Genomic DNA, 22,062 nt, shown 5'->3' with positions numbered 1-22,062 from the left:
CGCCGCACCCCCGAGCGGCAAGCTTCGGTGATGCGAGCGGCCGCGGGCCGGGCCGCCGCCAGCGCCGCTGCAGCGCGTCCCGTCGCATATCCGGCGCGTGGATGCCCTGATATTCGGCAGTTCCTACGGTGATATGGCAGGAGCGCAAGCTCTACACTATCGGGCTCCCGAGGCATGCCTGACACCCTATGACCACCTTGCCCGCCGGTGCGGCCGTTGCGCCGCCTATCGCCGATGCCCTTCTATCACCGGAAATGCTGTCGCCGGAACTGCCTGCCGAAGCGGCCCCGCTACGCCGCGCCATCACCGCAGCGTGGATGCGCGACGAAGCTGAACATGTGCGCGAACTGCTGGAGCAGGCCCGCCTGCCCGCCGAAGACCAGGCCAGGGCCCAGGCGCTGGCCGCCGACCTGGTGAGCCGGGTCCGTGCCCGCGCGCAGGACCAGGGCGCCATCGAGGCCTTCATGCGCCAGTACGACCTGGGCAGCGAGGAAGGCGTCCTGCTGATGTGCGTGGCCGAGGCGCTGCTGCGCATCCCCGACCAGGACACCGCCGACAAGCTGATCCGCGACAAGCTGGGCGACGCGGACTGGAAGAAGCACATGGGCGAAAGCGACTCGGTGCTGGTCAACGCTTCCACCTGGGGCCTGATGCTGACCGGCAAGCTGGTCAGCCTGAACGACCTGACCCGCCACGACGTGCGCGGCGCCTTCAAGCGCCTGGTCGGCCGGGTGGGCGAACCGGTGATCCGTCTGGCCGTGCGCCAGGCCATGCGCATCATGGGCCACCAGTTCGTGATGGGCCGCACCATCGCCGAGGCGCTGGCCCGCAGCCGCAAGGGCGACAACGCCAACTACCGTTATTCGTTCGACATGCTGGGCGAAGGCGCGCTGACCTCCAAGGATGCGGCGCGTTACCTGGAAGCCTATCGCCAGGCCATCCACGCCATCGGCAAGACCGGTCCGTTCCCCGACGTCTTCGCAGCGCCCAGCATCTCCATCAAGCTGTCCGCCCTGCACCCGCGCTACGAGCACGCCAAACGCGCCCGCGTCATGGCCGAACTGGCTCCGGGCATTCTGGAACTGGCGCAGCTGGCCAAGTCCTACGGCATCGGCTTCACCATCGACGCGGAGGAAGCCGACCGCCTGGAGCTTTCGCTGGACTTGATCGAAGCGACCTTCTCGGACAAATCGCTCGATGGCTGGGAGGGCTACGGCCTGGCCGTGCAGGCCTACCAGAAGCGCACCCCGTACGTGATCGACTTCCTCGCCGACCTGGCCCGCCGCGTCGGCCGCCGCATGCCGGTGCGCCTGGTCAAGGGCGCGTACTGGGATGCGGAAGTGAAGCGCGCGCAGGTGGAAGGACACCCGGGCTATCCGGTGTTCACGCGCAAGCCCAATACCGATGTGTCGTACCTGGCTAATGCGCGGCGCATGTTCGCGAATATCGATGCGCTGTATCCGATGTTCGCTACGCATAATGCGCAGACTATTGCGGCGATCCATGCGCTCTCCCTTCTCCCTGCACGAGAAGGTGCCCGTAGGGCGGACGCCCCGAAGGAAGCGCCCTTGGGGCGTGAGGGTACGGAGCATCCGATTGCTGGCGCCCGCGCCGCACCCTCACCCCAACCCCTCTCCCGGAGGGAGAGGGGCTTCGAGTTCCAGAAACTCCACGGTATGGGCGACGACCTGTACGCCGAAGTGATTCCCGCCGACCGCCTGGGCGTGCCCTGCCGCGTGTACGCACCGGTCGGTTCGCATGAGGACCTGCTGCCGTACCTGGTGCGGCGCCTGCTGGAAAACGGCGCCAACTCCAGCTTCGTCAACCGTATCACCGACGAAAGCGTGGCCATCGAAGACCTGATTCGCGACCCGGTGGAAACCGTGTCCGCGTTCGACTCCATTCCGCACCCGCGCATCCCGCTGCCGGTGCGACTTTTCCAGAACCAGGCGCCAAGCCTGAGTACCGACAGGAAGAACTCCATGGGCGCCAACCTCGCCAACGATCAGGATCTGCGAGCGCTCGCCGAGCAGGTCAACGCCGCTTTCGCACAGGCCGGCCCGCACGGCTGGCGCGCCGCGCCGCTGGTGCCGGGCGCGGTGCTGTCCACGCGCGCGCTGCCAGTGACCAATCCCGCCGACCGCCGCCAGACCGTCGGCGAATGGCATGCGGCCGATGCCGCCATCGTCGAGAAAGCCCTGCAGAACGCAGTCGCCGCGCAGCCCGGCTGGGACCGCACGCCCGCTGCGGGCCGCGCGACGATCCTGGAGTACGCCGCCGGCTTGCTGGAAGCGCGCATGCCCGAGTACATCGCCCTGTGCGTCAAGGAAGCCGGCAAGACCATTCCCGATGGCGTGGCCGAAGTGCGCGAGGCGGTGGATTTCCTGCGCTACTACGCCGCCCAGGCGCGCGCGCAGTTCGGCGCGCCCGAACGCCTGCCCGGCCCCACCGGCGAGTCGAACGAACTGCAGCTGCACGGGCGCGGCGTGTTCGTGTGCATCAGCCCGTGGAATTTCCCGCTGGCCATTTTCCTTGGACAGGTCGCAGCCGCGCTCGCCGCTGGCAACAGCGTGATCGCCAAGCCGGCCGAACAGACCAATCTGATCGGCCATGCGGCGGTGAAGCTGCTGCACGAAGCCGGCGTGCCGGAGAACGTGGTGCAGTTCCTGCCCGGCGACGGCGCGGTGGTCGGTGCGGCACTGACCAGGGATCCGCGCGTGGCCGGGGTGGCCTTCACCGGCTCCACCGACACCGCGCGCGCCATCAACCGCGCGCTGGCCGCGCGCGACGCCGCCATCGGTGTGCTGATCGCAGAAACCGGCGGCCAGAACGCCTTCATCGCCGATTCCTCCGCGTTGCCGGAGCAGCTGGTCAAGGACGCCATCGGTTCGGCCTTCACCTCCGCCGGCCAGCGCTGTTCGGCCGCACGCGTGCTGTTCGTGCAGGAAGACATCGCCGACAAGGTGATCGGCATGCTGGCCGGCGCGATGGACGAATTGAAGGTGGGCGATCCCGGCCTGCTCTCCACCGACGTGGGCCCGGTGATCGACGCCGACGCGCTGAAGATCCTGCAGGACCATGCCGAACGCATGGATAAAGAAGCCAAGCCGATCAAGCGCGCGCATACGGACGCTTCCACCGCGCACGGCACCTACTTCGCGCCCGGCGCCTGGGAACTGCATTCGCTGGACCAGCTGCACAAGGAAGTCTTCGGCCCGGCGCTGCACGTGGTGCGCTGGAAGGGCGAGGAACTGGACAAGGTCATCGACGCCATCAACGCCACCGGCTACGGCCTGACCCTGGGCGTGCATTCGCGCATCGACGAGACCATCGACCGCATCGCCGCACGGGTCAAAGTGGGCAACGTCTACGTCAACCGCAACCAGATCGGCGCTGTGGTCGGCGTGCAGCCCTTCGGCGGCCAAGGCCTGTCCGGCACCGGCCCCAAGGCCGGCGGCCCGCACTACCTGCCCCGTTTCGCCACCGAGAAGACCGTCACCGTGAACACCACCGCGGCCGGCGGCAACGCTTCGCTGCTGACCCTGGGCGACTAACCAACGGGCTTCGCTTGGCCTCTTTGGGCGGCTTGCGGCCGAATACCGGCCGCTGCCGTGACGGTCGGCCATAACCGCCGATACTATCGGCGGCGATGACCACCGACTTCTACAACCTGCTGCTGAGCGATTGCGGCCTGGCGGTCGTACTGCTGGGCCTGTTCTGGTACCTGGAGCGCATTTCGCGCGGCCTGCGCGGCATCGCTCTGTGGGGCGCGGCCCACCTGGTGTATTCGCTGGGCGCCGCGATGCTCGACGGCACCACCCAGGAACTGGAGCGTTCGGGCGAATGGCATTCGGCGTACTGGACCGCGGGCCTCGGCGGTCTTCTGGCCTGTGCCGGACTGGTGGGCCTGGCCTGGTCGATGATGCGATTCGTGGGCCAGCGCCGGCTACGCATCTACGAATGGGCGTTGATGCCGGTGTGCGTAGGCCTGTCGTTGGCGGGCTGGTGGTTCTGGGGCACGGTGGATGCGCAGGGCGCGGCCATGAGCATCACCGAAGTGCTGGTGCTGTTGCTGGTGATCGCCCAACTGCGCCACCTCAATACCGCGCCCGACCGCGTGCCGGCGCGCATCATGATGCTGGGCTGCGCGGTGCTGCTGGTGTTGTACTCGCGGGACCTGCTGCACGCATTCACCGCCCAATACGGACCGAACGACGCCTGGGTCAACCTGGATCTGTCGATCTGGTTCCTGCTCAATTTCTGCATGCTCATGCTGACCAGTTTCCGCGCGAGCGAATCGCTGCGGCTCAGCGCGCTGTTCGACCCGCTGACCGGCGCGCTCAACCGGCGTGGCCTGAGCAGCGAATTGCGCACGCATGTGGATGCCGCGCCGGTCGGCAAAGGCCTGGCGGTGATCGTGATGGACCTGGACAACTTCAAGGTCATCAACGACGTCCACGGGCACGAAACCGGCGACGAAGTGCTGCAGGGTTTCTCCGACACCGTGCGCGCCTGCATCCGCAACGACGACCTGTTCGCGCGGATCGGCGGCGAGGAATTCGTGGTGGTGCTGCCCGACAGCAGCGCCGAAAGCGCGCGGCACATGGCCGAACGCATCCGCGCCGAAGTGGCGGCGCTGGAATTCGCCGCGCACGATTCGTCCGTTAAAGTGAAGGTGACGGTCAGCGCGGGCGTGGGCGCATCCCGCGAACCGCAAGTGTTTCCGGCTTTGATGCGGATCGCCGATCAGGCCCTGTACGAAGCCAAGCGGCTGGGGCGCAACCAGGTGCAGATGCGGCTGCATGCTTGAGGAAATCGTCGGTAGGAATAATGGGGCATCCGGATTCCAGCAAGAGATGCCGCTGTTGTTTCTCCTCTTCCCCTGTGGGGGAGGATGCCCGGAGGGCAGGAGAGGGGAGCGTGAGCGCAGCGAGCGTGCTTTCTTGCTTCCCTTCCGAAGCATCAAGTCGGACACATAAAAAACCCCGCCGAAGCGGGGTTTTCCTTAAGCGGAGAAACCGCGATCAGAAGCGGTACTGCGCGGAGATGCCGTACAGGTCGGCGCCGCCGTCGTATTCGCCCACCAGGCGCGCGCCGGTCGAAGAACCGATGTTCACTTCCGGCGTGTCGGCCAGGTCGATCTTCACGTAGCTGGCGCTCAGCTCGAAGTTCTCGGTCGCGTTCCAGGTCAGGCCCAGCGAGTACCACATGCGGTCCTGGTCGGGCATGCGCGGAGTGCGGTGCGGCAGGCTGATCGGTGAGTCGTCGCGGGCCACGCCGGCGCGGAAGGTGAAGCTGTCGCTGAACTTGTACTCGCCGCCCAGCGAATAGAACCAGCTGTCTTTCCACAGGTAGTTCTCGGCCGAATCCGGCTGGGCCGGGTTGTCGAAGGTGATGCGGATTTCTTCCAACGAATGCCAGTCGGTGCGCGCCACTTCGGCCATCACCGCGAAGCGGTCGGTGGCGTAGTAGGTGCCGCTGAAGGTATCCACGCTGGGCGTGGTCAGCTTGGCGCCGGCGCCGGTGTCGACGAAGCGGCCGCTGGCCATGAAGATCGGCGTGACGTTGGCCGGCACGGTGAAATCTGCGGAACCGCGGACCTCATGATCGATCTCGGAACGGTGCGAGTAGCCCAGCGACAGTTTGTCGGTGGGACGCCAGTTGAGGCCGACGATCCAACCGAGGCTGTTGTCGGTACCGTTGACCGACACCATACCGTCGTTCTGCTGCGGGCCGTAAGTGGGGCTGGCGCACAGAGCGGCGCTGGCCTGGCAGATCACGGTGCCCAGGTCGAGGGCATTGGACAGGGTGACGTCGGAGTGTTCGTAGATCACGCCGGCGCCGACCGAGAACGTATCGCTCAGTTCCAGCGAGGCCGCCAGGGTCAGGTCGATGATCTTCACATCGGAGTTCAACGCCTGGTAGCGGCCGACCCAGCCGTTGTCGTATTCGGTCTTCAGACCGAACGGCGCGCTGATCATGGCGCCCAGGGTGAGGTATTCGAAGTCGCCACTGAGCGGCAGCACGAACGAAGCAGCCGGTACGGCGGTCAAACCGCCCGCATCGCCGCCATTTCCGCCGGTCAGAGGCTGCGCCAGCGGACTACCCGCAGCGGCGCTGCCGCCACCGTCGAATTTGAACGAAAGATCGATGCCGGTGACGTCCGCCTGCACTGCCTTCTCGGTGAAGGTGGACATGACCGCCGGGTTGTTGGCGACGACCGAAGCGTCGCCCTTGGCCGAGGCCGCACCGGCCATCGCGCGGCCCTGCGCCTTGACGCTGTTTTCTTTCAGCTGGAAAGCCGAGGCCTGGGCCTGGCCACAGGCGAGGGCGCCGGCGATGCCGAGGGCCAATGCCGAGATGCGGGTTGCTTTGCTTACGAATTCCATGGTGTCTCTGCTCCGGAAGGACGTGGGAAAGGTTCACTGCGCCGCTCAGAGGACGATGTTTTGCCCTGCAACCACGTGCCGGAATCCCCTCCCGACATACGACGCCGTATGCAGTATACCTTCAGGGGATAACCAAAAGCTAACAACCCTCGGAAGCTCGGGTTAGTCCTGGGTTCATGATTGTGATGCAAGTCCCTGCCAGCGCTGGGTTTGCGGAACAGGTACATTTCCGCCATGTTCGTCTCGCTCCCCTCACGCAAAAAACCTTCCCTGCGCTGGGCAACTCCGGTTCTGTTCGCAGCGCTGTGGGTGGTCTTCCTGTGGGCGGCAACGCGGCCGGTGGCCGCTCACGACAGCTTGCTGCTGAATTGGGGCGCCTTGTCCGGCGGCTTGTCCACGCCCCAGGACTGGGTGGCCGCGGTGCGCGACGGCAGCGCGCTTCGCCTGTTCACTGCGCTGTTCCTGCATGCCGATTGGGCGCACCTGCTGGGCAATCTGGTGTTCCTGCTGATCTTCGGGCTGCCCGCCGAACGCACCATGGGTCCATGGCGGTTCCTGATCCTTTTCCTGCTGGGTGGCGCCTTCTCCAACCTGGCCGCCGTGCTGGCGATCGGTACGCCGGACCGGGTGATCATCGGCGCCAGCGGCGCGGTGTCGGCGGTGATCGGCGCTTATCTGGCGCTGTTCCCGCGGGCCAAACTGGGTGTGGTGGTGCCGTTGGGGTTGTTCCTGGAATTCGTGAAGGCGCCCGCGTCGCTGTTGATCGGCATCTGGGCGCTGCTGCAGGTGATCTTCGCCTACATCGGCCCGGCCTTCGGCGCGGTGGCCTGGTCGGCGCACATCGCGGGATTCCTGTTCGGCATCGTGTTCGCGCTGTTCGTGCGCGCGGCCATCGCGCGAAGATTGCGCAAGCGGCAAGGGTATTGATTCAAGCCAGGCAGCGGATTTATTGGATGTTTTTGGAACCGTTCGTGGTGAGCTTGTCGAACCACGCTCTTGGCGCAATATTGGGAAAGAGATTCCGAGCGAATGGTTCACGACACCACGAACGGGATACCGGACTCCGCATGAACGGAGTTTCTGTTCCGATCAGCTTCCATCGACCAGCTTCTATAATCGGTCCATGGCCAAGCCCCTCTACAAAATCACTTTCCTGAACCACGGCAAGATCTACCAGCTGTACGGCCGGCATGTCGCCGCCAGCAGCCTGTGGGGTTTCACCGAAGTGGGCGAACTGGTGTTCGATGTGCACGACGGCATCGTGGTGGACCCGACCGAGGAACGCCTGCGCGACGAATTCGCCGGCACCAAGGTGCTGCATCTGCCGATGCAGAGCATCGTTCGCATCGAGGAAGTGGAGCGCAAGGGCCAATCGGTGATCCGCGATGCGGAAAGCGGCGAACGGGTAGTGACTCCGTTTCCGCTGCCGTCCAAACCACGCTGAATTGCCCGGATTCCCTGCCGGGAAGCCTTGATGCACGATGCTTGAAGTACGGTGGGAGCGGCGTCCCGCCGCTCCCACGGATTGCAGTTCAGGGCTTTGTGGAGGCTGTCGGTGCTGCGACCGGAACTTTCTTCTTCAACTCGGCCAGCGCCGCATCGATCGGCTTGTCGCCTTCCAGCACATCGCCGGCGCTGTAGCCTTCGGCGCCTTCGTCGTCGCCGCGCAGATGGCCGGGCAAAGTGGCTTCGCTGTAATCGTAGGGCGACGCAGCTTCTTTGACAGCAGGCGCGTCGGGCTTGAGTACCACGTCCGGCACGATGCCGCTGGCCTGGATCGACTTGCCGCTGGGCGTGTAGTAACGCGCGGTGGTCAGTTTCACCGAATCGCCGTTATCCAGAGGCAGCACGGTCTGCACCGAACCCTTGCCGAAGGTACGGCTGCCGATCACCCGTGCCCGCTGGTTGTCGCGCAGAGCGCCGGCCAGCACTTCGGCGGCGCTGGCCGAACCCGCATCGACCAGTACGACCAGCGGGGCGCCCTGCAAGCGGTCGCCGGGAGTGGCGTCGAACTTGGAATCGCTGATCGCGATGCGTCCGCGAGTGCTGACGATGTTGCCTTTCTCCAACAGCTCGTCCGCCACCTGCACCGCCGAAATCAGCAGGCCGCCCGGATTGCTGCGCAGGTCCAGCACCAATCCCTTCAACTTTCCACTGGCCTGCAGCTTGTCCAGGTTGCGCTGGAAATCGGCGCCGGTGTCGGCCTGGAAGCTGTTGATGCGCACGTAGCCGTAGCCCGGCTCCAGCATCCGGCTGCTCACGCTGGCGATGCGGATGGTCTCGCGGGTCAGGGTGACGTCGAAAGGTTTGGGCTTGCCTTCGCGCGCGATGGTCAGGGTGAGTTTGGACCCTGGTTCGCCGCGCAAGGGTTCCATTCCGTCTTCGCCGCTGATCGGTTTGCCGTCGATGGCCACGATCACATCGCCCGACTTGATGCCGGCCTTGGCCGCCGGCGTGCCGTCGATGGGCGCGATCACGCGCAAGGTGTTGTCGGGCTGCTGCAGCAGTTCCACACCCACGCCGTCGTAGGCGCCGGTGGCCTGCTCGTCGAAGGCCTCGGCATCTTCCTTGTCGAAATAGGTGCTGTGCGGATCCAGGTCCAGCAACAGCCCGCGAATGGCCGAATGCATCAGCTTCTTGTCGTCCACCGGCTCGACATAGGCGTCCTTGACCGCGTTGTACACCGCCACGTAGCGGCGGATCTCGTCCAACGGCACTTTCGAGGGCGCGGTCTCGGCCGCATCGGGATCGTCGCTGGAAGCGACCAGCGGCGGCTCTTTTTCCGCCTCCTGGGCGAAGGCGGGCATGCAGCACAAAGCTAGAAACAGGACCAGGGGAAAACGCATGCAATCGCTCCGGGGAGGCTTCGAATGACCGACCTCGCACCGGGGTGCGAAGTTTCACCCGATTATGCGGGAAAGCCTGTTAACGATTTCCACAGTACGCGGCTATCGCTTCTGCCTCCCCCTTTGCAGCGCTTTTCAACAGCCGAACGGCTGGTCAAAAGGGGGATCGAGGGGGATTTGCTCTTGCTTCTCACCCAGCAAAGATCAAGAGCAAATCCCCCGTAGCCCCCTTTACAAAGGGGGCAAAGCGTCTCAGCGGCGCTGCAGCCAGGAGGAAGGATCGACCGGCTGGCCGTTGCGGCGCAGTTCGAAATACAGCGCCGGCGTGCCTTGGCCGCCGGACGTGCCGACCTTGGCCAGCGCATCGCCGCGCTTGACCCGGTCGCCCACATCGCGCAACAGGCTTTCGTTGTGCGCGTACAGGCTCATGTAGCCATTGCCGTGGTCGACGATCAGGATCAGGCCGTAGCCGGTCATCCATTCGGAAAACACCACACTGCCGTCGGCCACCGCGGTGACCGTGCTGCCGGCAGGCGCACCGATCAACACGCCGGAACTGGCGCGCCCATCGGGCATGCGGCCACCGAAGCGCGCCAGCAGGTTGCCCGACAGCGGCCAGCCCAGGCCGCCGACTTTCAGCGCCGGCGCATTGGCCACGGCAGGGCGCGCCGGCGTGCGCGCGGCGGCCGTTCTGTCGCCCGCGTTGCGCGGCGTGGCGGCGGCTCGTTTCTCGGCGGCTTCCTGCGCCGCCAGGCGCCGCGCCTCGGCACGGCGTTCCCTTTCTGCGCGCGCGACGGCGGCGCGCAGGTTGGCCAGCAGGCTTTCCAGCGAACGCGCATCCTGGCCCAGCGCTTTTTCGCGCGCGCTGCGGTCCTGGTAGCGCTGGTCGAGCTCGGCGGTCAAGGCGGCGCTGGTCTGGCGATCCTTGGCCAACGCAGCGACCTTGGCGCGCTGCTGGTTGCGGGTGGCGTCGAGCTGCGTGCGGCGCGCGGCGATCTCGCGCTCCACTTCGTCCAGCGCCTGCAGTTCGGTGGAGAGCGCGGCGATCCGCTGGGCGCGGTCGCGTTGCAGGTAGCGGTGGTAGGCCAGCGCGCGGTTGGCGTCGGCCACCTTGTCCTGCGACAGCAGCACCTTCAACGGCGCGTCGCCGCCCAATTGGTAGGAGGCGCGCACCAGCGCGGTCAATTGCCGGCGCTGCCGGTCCAGGCGCGAGCGCATGTCGTCGCGCTGCTTCTGCAATTGCGCGAGCGCGGCTTCTTCGCGCTCGAGCGCGGTTTCGGTGTCGTTGAGGGAGCGGCTGGATTCGCCGACCTGCTCGTCGGCCTCGCGCAGCTTGCGGGCCGCTTCGCCGCGCGCGTTCTCCAGCTTGCGGCGTTCCTGGGCGATGCTCTTCAGTTCGCCGCGCAGCTTCTGCAGTTTCTTCTCCGCTTCGCGCTGGCTCTGCGCGGGCGAAGGTGGGACGGCCAGCAGGCCGATCGCCAGCGCCAGGCAGGCAAGGACGAAGCGAGGCTTCATCCGGCTTTGTCGAACAGGCTGCGGCCGGTCATTTCCGCAGGCTGCGGCATGCCCAGCAGATCGAGCAACGTGGGCGATACGTCGCGCAAGGCGCCACCAGCACGCAGTGTCGCAGTGCGCTCGCCGACATACACCAGCGGCACCGGCCCCACGGTGTGGGCGGTATGCGGCTGTCCGGTATCCGGGTCGCGCATCATTTCCAGATTGCCGTGATCGGCGGTGATGATCAGCGCGCCGTGCTGCGCTCGCACCGCCGCGTCCACCGCGCCTATCGCAATGTCCACCGCCTGCGCGGCCAGGATCGCCGCCTGCAGGTCGCCGCTGTGGCCCACCATGTCCGGATTGGCGATGTTGCACACGATCACGTCGAAGCGCCCGGAACCGATGGCTTCCACCAGCTTGCCGGTGAGTTCGGGCAGGCTCATCGCCGGCTGCAGGTCGTAGGTGGCGACCTTGGGGCTGGGCACCAGGATGCGTTCTTCGCCAGCGAAGGGCTCCTCGCGGCCGCCGCTGAAGAAGAAGGTGACATGCGCGTATTTCTCGGTCTCGGCGATGCGCAGCTGGGTCAGGCCGGCCTCTGCCAGCAGTTCGCCCAGCGTATGGCGCAGATCGTCGGGCCCGAAGGCGACGGCCGCCGGCAGCTTGGCGTCGTATTCGGTCAGGCACACGAAGCGCGACAGTTCCGGCCGGCGTGCGTCGAATCCGTCGAAACCCGGAGATACGAACGCCGAAGTGATCTGGCGCGCGCGATCGGCGCGGAAATTCATGAACACCACCGCGTCGCCGTCGCGCATGGGCTGGGCGCCGTCGATCACCGTGGGCAGCACGAACTCGTCGTTCTCGCCACGTGCATAAGCGGCTTGCAGGGCGGACAGCGCATCGGGGGCATGATGCTCGCTCTTGGCTTCCACGATGGCGTCCCAGGCCAGGCGCAGGCGGTCCCAGCGCTTGTCGCGGTCCATGGCGTAATAGCGGCCGCTGACCGAAGCGATGCGCGCGTTGCCCAGCTTGTCGCACACCGATTGCAAAGCCTGCAGGCTGGCCTGGGCCGAGCGCGGCGGCGTGTCGCGGCCATCCAGAAAGGCATGCACGGCCACGCGGGCCACGCCACGACGCTTGGCCAGATCGAGCATGGCGAAAATATGGGTTTCGTGGCTATGCACCCCGCCCGGCGACAACAGCCCGAACACGTGCAAGGTGCGGCCGTCGGCCTTGGCGTCTTCGCAGGCGTCGACCAGTTCCGGATTCCCGAAGAAGCTGCCGTCCTCGATCGCCGCATCGACGCGGGTCAGATCCTGATAGACGATGCGGCCGGCGCCCAGATTCATGTGCCCGACCTCGGAATTGCCCATCTGCCCGTCCGGCAGGCCCACATGGCGGCCTTCGGTATGGATCAGCGTGTGCGGCGCGGTGGCCAGCAGACGCTGCCAGTTCGGCAAGGTGGCCTGGGCCAACGCATTGTCAGCGGGATCCTCTCTATGGCCCCAACCATCTAGGATCAACAGGACGACGGGCTTGGGACGCGCGGGGGAAGCGGACACGATAGAACTCCAGTGGCAGGCCAGTGACTTCGACCAGGCAAGGATTGTAGCGAAGCCCGACCTGCTGGACGCTGGCGGGATTCCCGCAATTCCGCCCTACTTCGCCCCGTCACGCGGAAATTACCGAACGGGCTTTAAACCCTGCCCGCGCCAAAAGCATCACAATCGTCATCACTCAGAAAGGAAATCCGTCATGTCCCCAACCCGCACCGCACTTTTCCTGACCTTGGCCCTGAGCATCGGCAGCGCAATGGCCGCCGAAGACGTCTCCAAGGTCAACGGCAGCATCACCGCCGAATCCGGCCAGACCTACGGCGACCTGGAAACGGTCAACGGCAGCATCCGCATCGGCGGCGGCGCGACCACCGATAACGCCGGCACGGTCAACGGCAGCATCGCGGTGGGCGACAAGGCCGTCACCGGCGACCTGGAAACCGTCAATGGCAGCATCAAGCTGGAACGCGAGGTCACCGTCAATGGCGGCGTGGAAACCGTCAATGGCAGCATCTTCATCGACCGTGGCGGCAAGCTGAAGGGCGGCGTGGAAACCGTGAATGGCGCGATCGGCCTGGTCGCCACGCAGGTGGGCGGCGACATCGAAACCGTGCGCGGCAACGTCACTGTCGGCATCGACTCGCATGTGCGTGGCGGCCTGGCCGTGCGCAAGTCGCAAGGCATGTTCAACATGGAGCCCAAGCGCGATCCGGTGATCATCATCGGCCCCAACGCCGTGGTGGAAGGCCCGCTGGTGTTCGAACGCCCGGTCACGCTGTACGTGCACAAGACCGCCAAGATCGGCACGGTGACCGGCGCCACCGCCAAAACCTTCGACGGCCCCACCGCGCCGAAGGAATGAACGACCGACGCGGGGACGGATCCTCCGGTCCGTCCCCATCGGCACCCGCGCGCCAGGACCGCAGGCGCTAGAATCGAAGGTTCCTGAAACGAGGAACCCTGAATGCGATCCCCTCTTCTGTTGTCCCTCGCCCTGCTGGCCGCTTTATCGGCCTGCAAGCGCGAGACGCCCACGACGGCGACGCCCGAACCGGCTGCGCCAGCGGCTCCCGCTGCGGCCGGGCATGCTTTCGCCGCCGATATCAACGCAGCCGATTTCTCCGAACTGGTGAAGACGCTGGCCTCCGACGAGTTCGAAGGCCGCGGCCCGGGCACTCCCGGCGAAGACAAGACCGTCGAATACATCAAGACGCAGATGGAGCGCATCGGCCTGAAGGCCGGCAACGGCGACAGTTACTTCCAGACCGTGCCGATGATGGAAACCACCGCCGACGAGAACACGGCGATGACCATCGATGTCAAAGGCAAGACGCACACGCTGAAGTTCGGCAGCGACATGGTCGTGGGCACGCGGACCGGCCAGCCTGAAGTGAAGGTGGAAGCCAGCGACATGGTGTTCGTCGGCTACGGTGTGGACGCGCCGGAGCAGAAGTGGAACGACTACGCCGGCCTGGACGTCAAGGGCAAGACCGTGGTGATGTTCGTCAACGACCCGGGCTTCCACGCCAAGGACGAATCCTTGTTCGAAGGCAAGCGCATGACCTACTACGGGCGCTGGACCTACAAGTTCGAGGAAGCCGCGCGCAAGGGCGCCGCCGCCGCGATCATCATCCACGACACCGAAGGCGCTTCCTACGGCTGGGACGTGGTGAAGAATTCCTGGTCCGGCACCCAGTACGACCTGCGCGCCGCCGACGATCCGGCGCCGCGCGTGCCGCTGCAGGGCTGGATCACCGGCGACCAGGCCAAGGCTTTGTTCGCCGACGCCGGGCTGGACCTGGACAAGCTGCGCGCCGACGCCAACAAGCGCGGCTTCAAGGCCGTGCCGCTGCCGGCGAAGATGAGCGTGGACCTGAAGAGCACCAGCACCGAGAAGCAGTCGCGCAACGTGATCGGCATCCTGCCCGGCAGCGAGAAGCCCGATGAAGCGGTGGTCTACATGGCGCATTGGGACCACCTGGGCAAGCACCCCGACGAAACCGGCGACAACATCTACAACGGCGCGGTGGACAACGCGACCGGCGTGGCCGGCATCCTGGAAATCGCCGAGCAGTTCGCCAAGCTCGGCAAGCCGAAGCGTTCGGTGGTGTTCCTGGCGGTGACGCTGGAGGAATCCGGCCTGCTGGGCTCCAAGTACTACGTCGCCCATCCGGTGGTGCCGCTGGACAAGACCGTGGCGGTGATCAACCTGGATGCGATGGGCGTGGCCGGCAAGACCCGCGACATGACCGTGGTCGGCATGGGCAGTTCGGAGCTGGAAGACATCCTCAAGCCCATCGCCGAGAAACAGGGCCGCACGCTGCATTCCGAATCGCGTCCTGAAGCCGGCAGCTATTTCCGCTCCGATCACTTCAACTTCGCCAAGGCCGGCGTGCCGGCGCTGTATGTGGACGCAGGCGACGATCTGGTCGACGGCGGCAAGGCCGCGGGCGACGCGGCGGCCAAGGACTACAACGAGAACCGCTACCACAAGCCCGGCGACCAGTTCGATGCGGCGACGTGGAAGCTGGACGGCACCATGGACGAACTGTCCGCGGTCTACGGCGTCGGCCTGGAAATCGCCAACGGCGATCGCTGGCCGAACTGGTATGCCGGCAATCCGTTCAAGAGCGCGCGCGATGCGATGTTGAAGGGCAAATGACCCTGTAGGAGCGGGCCCTGCCCGCGACGCTCTTGTTTTAAAAGCGTCGCGGGCAGGGCCCGCTCCTACAAAAAGACCGGACGGCGCCGCAAGGCGCCGTCTCTATTTGCGGGCGCTTCGGCTAGGCTATGGCGCATCCTTGAGGAGAAAGACATGTCCATCGCCTATTGGTGCATCCTGATCGCCGCTCTGTTGCCGTACCTTTGGGTGTCGGTCGCCAAGAAATCCGGCGAGCGCTACAACAACCGCGATCCGCGCGGCTGGCAGGCCAGGCAGACCAATCCCCGTTCCAATCGCGCGCATGCCGCCCATCTCAACGGCTTCGAATCCTTCCCGGCGTTCGTCGCCGGCGTGCTGATGGCGCAGCTGGCCGGCGTGTCGCCGACGACCGTCAACCTGCTGGCCATCGTCTTCGTCGTCGCACGCGTGCTGCACGGCGTGTTCTATGTGGCCAACATGCAGGCGCTGCGCAGCCTGGTGTGGCTGGTCGGCTTCGCCAGCGCCATCGCCCTGATCGTGATGGCCGCGCTGAAGATCGCCTGAGTGGATTCGTAGGAGCGACGCGAGTCGCGAAGCAGTGAGGCCCGCAAAAATCAAGGGCTTCGCGACTCGCGTCGCTCCTACAGGGTTTGTTCGTCCCAACCGAACAGGCCGTAGGCCTTGCGGAATTCGGCGTCCAGCGGCGCGGCGACTGCAATGCGTTCGCCGCTTCCGGGGTGAGTGAAGGACAACCGCGAGGCATGCAACAACATGCGATGCACGCCGCGCATGCGGAACTGCAGATTGTGGCGGCCATCGCCATGGCTGGTATCGCCGATCATGTGATGGAAGGCGTGCTTGAGGTGCCGGCGGATCTGCCGGAAGCGTCCGGTTTCCAGCTCACAACGCAACAAGGCGTAGCGCGAGGTCTCGAATCCGTTCGAGGGAACCGGCAGTTCGCCGGTCGCCAGACGGGTGAAATGCGTCACCGCCGGCTTCTTCTCCGGCTTGCCCGGCCCTCCATCCAGCGGATGGTCGATGGTGAAGGTTTCCTGGGGCCAGCCGCGACAAACTGCCAGGTATTCCTTGTCCACGTCCTGCGACATCAGCGTCTTGCCCAGGGCGCTGGCCGTTTCGCGATCGAACGCCAGCAGCAGGCAGCCGCTGGTGGCCCGGTCCAGCCGATGGATCAGGAAGATCGGTTTACCGAACTGCTCGCGCAGCCGGTCGGCGGCGAAATCGGTTTCGCCGCGCGCCAGCTTGCTGTCGTGGACCATCAGTCCGGCCGGTTTGTCGACTACGGCCAGCCATTCATCCACGAACAGCGTCGTCAGCCCTAATGTTTGTTGTTGCACAGTTTCTCCGTTCCAGGCTGCGGGCCGTTGAAATTTGAGACACTCGCGGGCGGCGCACGGAAGCGATGGACGCAACCGGCGCCTGTGTGTCCAAGAAGACCTCCAAGGAAACCCGCATGCAAACGCTTCGACCTATTCTCGCATTCGCCCTGGCATTGACGCTGGGATTGTCTGCGGCCGGCCCCGCCCATTCCCGTACCACCGTACCGCCCGCCAACGGGGGCATGGTCAGCGGCCCCAGCATCGAAGGCATCAGCGAATACAGGCTGGCCAACGGCCTGCGCGTGCTGCTGTTCCCGGACGCCAGCAAACCCACCGTTACCGTCAATCTGGTCTATGGCGTGGGTTCGGTGAACGAGAACTACGGCGAAACCGGCATGGCCCACCTGCTGGAGCACCTGCAGTTCAAGGGCACGCCCACGCAAAGCGACATCAGCGGCGAGATGAAGAAGCGCGGCATCGATTTCAACGCCACCACTTCGCTGGACCGCACCAATTATTTCTCCTCGTTCCCGGCCAACGACGACACCCTGACCTGGGTGCTGGGCATGGAAGCGGACCGCATGGTCCATTCCAACATCGCCAAGAAGGACCTGGACAGCGAGATGACCGTGGTGCGCAACGAACTGGAAAGCCGGGAGAACAATCCCGGCGGCGTGCTGTTCGAACGCGTGCGCTCCACCGCCTACCTGTGGCACAACTACGGCAAGAGCACCATCGGCGCGCGCTCGGACGTGGAAGGCGTGCCGATCGACCGTTTGCAGGCGTTCTACCGCCAGTGGTACCAGCCCGACAACGCCACTTTGATCGTCGCCGGCCGCATCGAACCGGAAAAGACCCTGCAGCTGATCGCCGAGCGTTTCGGCAAGATCGCCAAACCGTCGCGCGTGCTGCCGCGCTACTACACGGTCGAACCGACCCAGGACGGCGAACGCGAAGTGACCGTGCGGCGCGTCGGCGATCTGAGCCTGACCGCCGTCGCCTATCACGTTCCGGCCGTCGCCCATGCCGACAACGCTGCGCTGAGCGTGCTCAGCGACCTGCTGGGCCACACGCCCGGTGGACGCCTGCATAAGGCTCTGGTGGAAACCAAACTCGCCGCGGGTGCGGGCGCCTTCGTCGAATCCATGCGCGATCCGGGCCTGTTTGGTGCGTACGCTGTGGTACCCAAGGACGGCGACAGCGCCAAGGCGCAGGCCGAATTGTTGAAGCAAGTGGAGAAGCTTGCCGAACAACCGGTGACCCAGGCCGAAGTCGACGAATCGCGCCAGCGCATCGCCAACTCCTTCGATCTCTACTTCACCGATGTCAACGCGGTAGGCATGGGTCTGTCCGAGTACCTGGCCGCGGGCGACTGGCGCCTGTTGTTCACCACGCGCGATGCCGTCGACAAGGTCACCGCGGCCGACGTCAACCGCGTGGCCGCCGCATACCTGAAGTCGAGCAACCGCACGCTGGGACGTTTCGTGCCCACCGAGAAGCCGGACCGTGCCGAGATCCCGTCCGCACCGGATGCCGCCAAGTTGGTGGAAGGCTACAAAGGCCGTGCCGTCGTGGCCGCTGGCGAAAACTTCGACCCCTCGCCGCAGAACCTGCAGGCGCGCACCCGGACCTTCACTCTGGGCGATGGTCTGAAAGTATCGCTGCTTCCCAAGAAAACGCGCGGCGGGACCGTGGTGGTCGACGCGCAGTTCCGCTTCGGCGACGTGGCCTCGGTCACCGGTCGCCAGACCGCGGCCGGCATGGCGGGGGCCATGCTGATGCGCGGCAGCAGATCGATGACGCGCCAGCAGATCGACCAGCGCTTCGAAGCATTGAAGACCCAGGCCAACATCGGCGGCAATCTGCAAAGCGCAACGATCAACCTGCAGACGCGCACTGCGCAGCTGGCCGATGCGTTGGCGTTGGCTGCCGATGTGCTGCGCAACCCCGCTTTCCCGGAAAGCGAGTTCGAGCAATTGCGCCTGCAGGCCATCACCGGCATGGAGGCCTCGCGCAAAGAGCCGGGCAGCGTTGCCGGCATCGCGCTGGCGCAGCACTTCGATCCCTGGCCGGCCGGCCATCCGCTGCATGTGCAGACGCTGGACGAATCGCTGGCCGCGATGAAGGCGTTGAAGCTGGAAGAACTGGTCGCCTTCCACCGGGATTTCTACGGTACGGCCGAAGGCGAGATCGCCATCGTCGGCGACTTCGACCCCGTTACGGTCAAGAAGCAACTGGAAGGCCTGTTCGCGGGCTGGAAATCGCCGAAGCCGTACGCTCCCATCGACACCCGTTTCACCGAGGTGCCGGCCAAGCGCGAGCGCTTCGAGACTCCCGACAAACCCAATGCCGTGTTGCTCGCCCGGCACAACCTGCCGCTGAAGGTAACCGACGAGGACTATCCCGCTCTGATGGTGGCCAACCGCATATTCGGCGGCGGCGCGCTCAAATCGCGGCTGGGCGATCGCATCCGCCAGAAGGAAGGCTTGAGCTACGGCGTCGCCAGCGGCATCCGCGCCGACGACAGCCGCGACGGCAAGGACGACGACGGCAACCTCAGCATCCAGGCCATCGCCGCACCGCAGAACATGGACAAAGTGGAAGCGGCGATACGCGAAGAACTGGCCAGACTGGTCAAGGACGGCATCACCGCCGAAGAGCTTCGCGATGCGGTAGCCGGCACTTTGACCGAGCGCCAGCAGGGGCGCGCCGAGGACGGCAGCGTGGCCGGCATGCTGGCCGACCAGCTTCATTACGGCCGCGACATGAAGTTCACCGAGGCATTGGATGCGCGTTACCGCTCGCTGACCCTGGAGCAGGTGAATGCGGCCATCCGCAAGCATCTGAAACCCGAGGCGTTGAGCGTCTACAACGCAGGCGATTTCGCCAAGGCGGCGCAAGCCGCTCCGGCCCTCTCCAAGTAACGCTTTTCGTGTTGGCGACAACGGCCCGCATGCGGGCCGTTGTTGTTTTCGCGGTCGGTTCGATCGGCTAGCTCAGGCCGTGCCGCAACCACATGACCGCCTCCGCCTCGTCGGTGAACACGCGCGCGTGCATGCCGGCTTCCAGGGCGAATATTTCGCAGTACTCGATCCGTTCCAATCCCATCGGCTTGACGTGCGCGATCCGCAACCGTTCCAGCGGTCCACCCTTCATCATTTCGACCAGCTGCCGCCAGTGTTCCTCTGACAAGGGAGCGCCGGTCATCTCGTCTATCAGCAGCAGCCCGGCCGATGGCCGCTTGTCCAGTTCCGCCACGATGGCGTACCAATAGGCCACGGTACTCTCGAACGTGGCCTCGCCCCTGACCCGCGCCTTCAATCCGAACGGATGCGTGGAAAACACGATCTGGAAAGACGCCTGGGCCATCGCGACGATCCCCTAGGGCAAGGGGGGCAATGCTATACCGATATTCCGGGGCGGCGATGAATTTTCGTTGTCGGGAGAGAACGCCTCCGCAGCATGCCCCGGGAAGGAATCAGCGCCGCGGCCACGCCGCCAGCAGCGCCCACAGCCCACCCAGACCGGCGATCCACGAAGAGGCCGGAATCGCCAGAATGCTCGGCCCTCCCGCTTCGAAGCCGTACAGCACCGCCGCCACGATCAGCAGTCCGGTGCCGAGGATGGCGGCGACGATGCGCCGCTGCATGCCTTTCATGGTCTGCGAAAGTTCGTTGAGGTCGTGCGAGCGCATGGCCAGCTCATGCTTGCCTTCCACCTGCTGCTTCAGCCAGGCATGCACCAGGCGCGGCATGTCCGGCGCGTGGGTCATGATTTCCGGCAGCCGCTTTCGCAGTTCCTGCACCGCGCGCTGCGGACTGTAGCGTTCCAGCAATATGCGTTCCAGCACCGGCTTGGCCACGGCCCAGATGTCCAGCTGCGGATCCAGCTGGCGGCCGACGCCTTCGATGTTCAACAGCGTCTTCTGCAGCAGGATCAACTGAGGCTGCAGGGTGAGTTCGTACTTCTGCGCGACGCGGAACAGCTTCACCAGCACCTCGGCCAGGGAAATTTCCGACAGCGGGCGGGTGAAGTACGGCTCGCACACCGAGCGCGCGGCCGCTTCGAGTTCGTCGATGCGCACCGTGGCCGGCATCCAGCCCGCTTCCACGTGCAGCTCGGCGATGCGCCGGTAGTCCTTGTTGAAGATGGCCATGAAATTCTCGGCCAGGTAGTACTGATCTTCCTGCGACAGCTGGCCCATGATGCCGAAGTCCAGCGCGATGAAACGCGGATTGGACTTGCGCGCAGGATCGCTGTCGACCCAGATGTTGCCGGCGTGCGCATCGGCGTGGAAGAAATTGTCGCGGAACACCTGGGTGTAGAAAACGCGCACGCCCTTGGCCGCCAGCGCCTTGCGGTCGATGCCGGCGGCGTCGAGGGCGGCGATGTCGTCGGAGGGAATGCCGCGCACGCGTTCCATGGTCAGCGCGCGCTCGGCGGTGTGGCTCCAGATGATCTCGGGCACGTACAGATCGTCGGAATCCAGCCACATGCGCCGTATCACGCTGGCGTTGCCGCCCTCGCGCTGCAGGTCGAGCTCGGCGGCCAGCGTGGTTTCGATTTCGGCGACTATTTCGCGCGGCCGGATCTTGTCGGCACTGGGATGGGCGCGGTCGACCAGCGCGGCCACGGAGTTGAGCAGCGAGATGTCCGCGGCGATCTGCTTCTCGATTTTCGGGCGCAGCACTTTCACCACCACCTCGCGCCCGCCGGCCAGCGTGGCCGCGTGCACCTGGGCGATGGAAGCGGACGCCAGCGGCGTGGTGTCGAAGGATTCGAAGGCCTCGGTGACCGGCCTTCCCAACGCCTGCTCGACGATGGCGCGCGCGGTTTCTCCGTCGAAGGGCTTGACCCGGTCCTGCAACTGGGAGAGTTCGTCGGCCACGTCCGGCGGCACCAGGTCGCGGCGCGTGGACAGGATCTGGCCGAACTTGACGAAGATCGGGCCCAGTTCCTGCAGTGCCAGGCGTAAGCGCGCGCCGCGCGATTGCGCGGCGATGGCCGCGGACGCGCGCGGCACGAACGGACGCGCCAGTTTCAGCCAACGCTCGGCCGGCGTATCGTCGAACAGATCGTCCAACCGGTAGCGCAACAGCACTCGGCCGATCTTGCTGGCGCGCAACGCGGCCCTCATGCGGCATTCCCGCGTAGACGGTCGACCTTGGCCTGCAGACGCTCCACATCGTCTCGCAGGGCATCGACATCGTCGTGGAAGGCGTTGAGTTCCGCGCGGCCGACTACGTCGCGGGATTCCTCGGTGACGAACTCGGCGGCATTCCGGGCCAGGTTCCCGCCTGCGCTGCGCAACTGGCGCAACGCGCCGCGCGCGGCATTGGCGACCTGCACACCGACGATTTCGCCGAATATGGAAACGAACGGTTGCTGCCAGTCCGGGTCGAAACGCTCCGCCAGCGTCTGCAGGCGGCGGGCCAGTTCGGCGTCTCCGGAAACGCGCACGCGTCCGACTGGAGCGGCGTTGTCCTTGCGCAGGAACGGGATCTGTCCCAGTAGACCGCCCAAGGTGCTGAGGACCGCCAGGTCGGGTTCTTGCGAAGGTTCGGCCGGGCCTACTTCCAGGCGTTCGCCCGTCACGCCGATCCGCAAAGCCAGCGCAGGGGCCTCCAGCGACAGTTCTATCTTGCGGCCGTCCAGCGGCTTCAATGCCTCGCGCGTATCGGGGTCCAGCGCCAGGGCGCGGTTGAGCGCGGCTTCGAGCGCACGGCCCGCGAGCAGTTTGAGGGAATCGAAAGGAGAAGTCGCCATGCCGGCATTCTACCCGGCCGGCGCGGTTGGCCG

General features: G+C 65.7%; 14 protein-coding genes and 2 pseudogenes. 8 read left to right on the top strand and 8 right to left on the bottom strand.

The annotated features are described in order from the left end of the window. Nucleotides 1-254 precede the first annotated feature (254 nt). Entirely contained in the window at nt 255-3,554 is a 3,300-nt protein-coding gene (gene putA / locus CSC73_RS18455; RefSeq protein WP_246197422.1) for a bifunctional proline dehydrogenase/L-glutamate gamma-semialdehyde dehydrogenase PutA, read from the top strand. A gap of 95 nt (nt 3,555-3,649) precedes the next feature. Then, on the top strand, nt 3,650-4,810 hold the full coding sequence (locus CSC73_RS07725; protein ID WP_163839861.1) for a GGDEF domain-containing protein: 1,161 nt from the start codon (nt 3,650-3,652) through the stop codon (nt 4,808-4,810). A 214-nt stretch (nt 4,811-5,024) separates the two neighbouring features. On the opposite strand, the gene CSC73_RS07720 is transcribed toward CSC73_RS07725, so the two are convergent. Further along, a complete protein-coding gene (locus CSC73_RS07720) occupies nt 5,025-6,389 on the bottom strand; it encodes an OmpP1/FadL family transporter (protein ID WP_163839860.1) in 1,365 nt (454 codons plus the stop codon). A 234-nt stretch (nt 6,390-6,623) separates the two neighbouring features. On the opposite strand from CSC73_RS07720, the gene CSC73_RS07715 reads away from it, so the two are divergent. Together CSC73_RS07715 and CSC73_RS07710 are read left to right on the top strand one after the other, a co-directional pair. Further along, on the top strand, nt 6,624-7,316 hold the full coding sequence (locus CSC73_RS07715; protein ID WP_093289802.1) for a rhomboid family intramembrane serine protease: 693 nt from the start codon (nt 6,624-6,626) through the stop codon (nt 7,314-7,316). Nucleotides 7,317-7,512: 196 nt separating this feature from the next. Next, a complete protein-coding gene (locus CSC73_RS07710) occupies nt 7,513-7,833 on the top strand; it encodes a DUF1820 family protein (RefSeq protein WP_163839859.1) in 321 nt (106 codons plus the stop codon). 94 nt (nt 7,834-7,927) lie between these two features. On the opposite strand, the pseudogene CSC73_RS07705 reads toward CSC73_RS07710, so the two are convergent. The 3 genes and pseudogenes from CSC73_RS07705 to gpmI form a co-directional block, all read right to left on the bottom strand. Next, nucleotides 7,928-9,235, bottom strand: a pseudogene (locus tag CSC73_RS07705) (S41 family peptidase); the annotation flags it as partial. A gap of 252 nt (nt 9,236-9,487) precedes the next feature. Further along, the gene (locus tag CSC73_RS07700) at nt 9,488-10,750 is read right to left on the bottom strand and encodes a murein hydrolase activator EnvC family protein (RefSeq protein WP_163839857.1); all 1,263 of its coding nucleotides are present in this window, start codon (nt 10,748-10,750) and stop codon (nt 9,488-9,490) included. Continuing rightward, a complete protein-coding gene (gene gpmI / locus CSC73_RS07695) occupies nt 10,747-12,291 on the bottom strand; it encodes a 2,3-bisphosphoglycerate-independent phosphoglycerate mutase (protein WP_163839856.1) in 1,545 nt (514 codons plus the stop codon). Before gpmI ends, CSC73_RS07700 begins: the two co-directional genes overlap by 4 nt. 193 nt (nt 12,292-12,484) lie before the next feature. Here gpmI and CSC73_RS07690 point away from each other — a divergent pair, with 193 nt between their 5' ends. The 3 genes from CSC73_RS07690 to CSC73_RS07680 all read left to right on the top strand — a co-directional run bounded on the left by CSC73_RS07690 (nt 12,485) and on the right by CSC73_RS07680 (nt 15,490). Then, nucleotides 12,485-13,147: a DUF4097 family beta strand repeat-containing protein gene (locus CSC73_RS07690; protein ID WP_163839855.1), complete on the top strand. Its 663-nt coding sequence runs from the start codon at nt 12,485-12,487 to the stop codon at nt 13,145-13,147. Between the two features lie 102 nt (nt 13,148-13,249). After that, complete coding sequence (locus CSC73_RS07685) at nt 13,250-14,947, top strand: M28 family metallopeptidase (RefSeq protein WP_163839854.1); 1,698 nt, start codon at nt 13,250-13,252, stop codon at nt 14,945-14,947. 153 nt (nt 14,948-15,100) lie between these two features. Continuing rightward, nucleotides 15,101-15,490 (top strand): MAPEG family protein, encoded by a 390-nt coding sequence (locus tag CSC73_RS07680; RefSeq protein WP_163839853.1) that lies wholly within the window; start codon nt 15,101-15,103, stop codon nt 15,488-15,490. Between the two features lie 77 nt (nt 15,491-15,567). Here CSC73_RS07680 and CSC73_RS07675 read toward each other — a convergent pair. Next, a pseudogene (locus CSC73_RS07675) lies at nt 15,568-16,242 on the bottom strand (pseudouridine synthase); the annotation flags it as partial. Between the two features lie 155 nt (nt 16,243-16,397). Here CSC73_RS07675 and CSC73_RS07670 point away from each other — a divergent pair. Further along, a complete protein-coding gene (locus CSC73_RS07670) occupies nt 16,398-19,187 on the top strand; it encodes a M16 family metallopeptidase (RefSeq protein WP_163839852.1) in 2,790 nt (929 codons plus the stop codon). 67 nt (nt 19,188-19,254) lie between these two features. Here CSC73_RS07670 and CSC73_RS07665 read toward each other — a convergent pair whose 3' ends face one another. The 3 genes from CSC73_RS07665 to CSC73_RS07655 form a co-directional block, all read right to left on the bottom strand. Next, nucleotides 19,255-19,632, bottom strand: coding sequence for a hypothetical protein (locus CSC73_RS07665; RefSeq protein ID WP_163839851.1), 378 nt, complete (start codon nt 19,630-19,632; stop codon nt 19,255-19,257). 109 nt (nt 19,633-19,741) lie between these two features. Next, nucleotides 19,742-21,400: a ubiquinone biosynthesis regulatory protein kinase UbiB gene (ubiB, locus tag CSC73_RS07660; RefSeq protein WP_163839850.1), complete on the bottom strand. Its 1,659-nt coding sequence runs from the start codon at nt 21,398-21,400 to the stop codon at nt 19,742-19,744. Next, nucleotides 21,397-22,029: a ubiquinone biosynthesis accessory factor UbiJ gene (locus tag CSC73_RS07655; protein ID WP_163839849.1), complete on the bottom strand. Its 633-nt coding sequence runs from the start codon at nt 22,027-22,029 to the stop codon at nt 21,397-21,399. The genes ubiB and CSC73_RS07655 overlap by 4 nt, the downstream gene beginning before the upstream one ends. Nucleotides 22,030-22,062: the final 33 nt, after the last annotated feature.

This window comes from Pseudoxanthomonas sacheonensis (genome assembly GCF_010093305.1).
Taxonomy (GTDB): domain Bacteria; phylum Pseudomonadota; class Gammaproteobacteria; order Xanthomonadales; family Xanthomonadaceae; genus Pseudoxanthomonas_A; species Pseudoxanthomonas_A sacheonensis.
Note: the sequence above shows the minus strand (reverse complement) of the source record. Positions and strands in the feature narration are given on the sequence as shown.

What these genes read in the sequence shown, in the direction of transcription:
- putA (WP_246197422.1), top strand. Translation starts at nt 255, where the DNA reads ATGCTGTCGCCGGAACTGCCTGCCGAAGCGGCCCCGCTACGCCGCGCC.
- CSC73_RS07725 (WP_163839861.1), top strand. Translation starts at nt 3,650, where the DNA reads ATGACCACCGACTTCTACAACCTGCTGCTGAGCGATTGCGGCCTGGCG.
- CSC73_RS07720 (WP_163839860.1), bottom strand. Translation starts at nt 6,389, where the DNA reads ATGGAATTCGTAAGCAAAGCAACCCGCATCTCGGCATTGGCCCTCGGC.
- CSC73_RS07715 (WP_093289802.1), top strand. Translation starts at nt 6,624, where the DNA reads ATGTTCGTCTCGCTCCCCTCACGCAAAAAACCTTCCCTGCGCTGGGCA.
- CSC73_RS07710 (WP_163839859.1), top strand. Translation starts at nt 7,513, where the DNA reads ATGGCCAAGCCCCTCTACAAAATCACTTTCCTGAACCACGGCAAGATC.
- CSC73_RS07700 (WP_163839857.1), bottom strand. Translation starts at nt 10,750, where the DNA reads ATGAAGCCTCGCTTCGTCCTTGCCTGCCTGGCGCTGGCGATCGGCCTG.
- CSC73_RS07690 (WP_163839855.1), top strand. Translation starts at nt 12,485, where the DNA reads ATGTCCCCAACCCGCACCGCACTTTTCCTGACCTTGGCCCTGAGCATC.
- CSC73_RS07685 (WP_163839854.1), top strand. Translation starts at nt 13,250, where the DNA reads ATGCGATCCCCTCTTCTGTTGTCCCTCGCCCTGCTGGCCGCTTTATCG.
- CSC73_RS07680 (WP_163839853.1), top strand. Translation starts at nt 15,101, where the DNA reads ATGTCCATCGCCTATTGGTGCATCCTGATCGCCGCTCTGTTGCCGTAC.
- CSC73_RS07670 (WP_163839852.1), top strand. Translation starts at nt 16,398, where the DNA reads ATGCAAACGCTTCGACCTATTCTCGCATTCGCCCTGGCATTGACGCTG.
- CSC73_RS07665 (WP_163839851.1), bottom strand. Translation starts at nt 19,632, where the DNA reads ATGGCCCAGGCGTCTTTCCAGATCGTGTTTTCCACGCATCCGTTCGGA.
- ubiB (WP_163839850.1), bottom strand. Translation starts at nt 21,400, where the DNA reads ATGAGGGCCGCGTTGCGCGCCAGCAAGATCGGCCGAGTGCTGTTGCGC.
- CSC73_RS07655 (WP_163839849.1), bottom strand. Translation starts at nt 22,029, where the DNA reads ATGGCGACTTCTCCTTTCGATTCCCTCAAACTGCTCGCGGGCCGTGCG.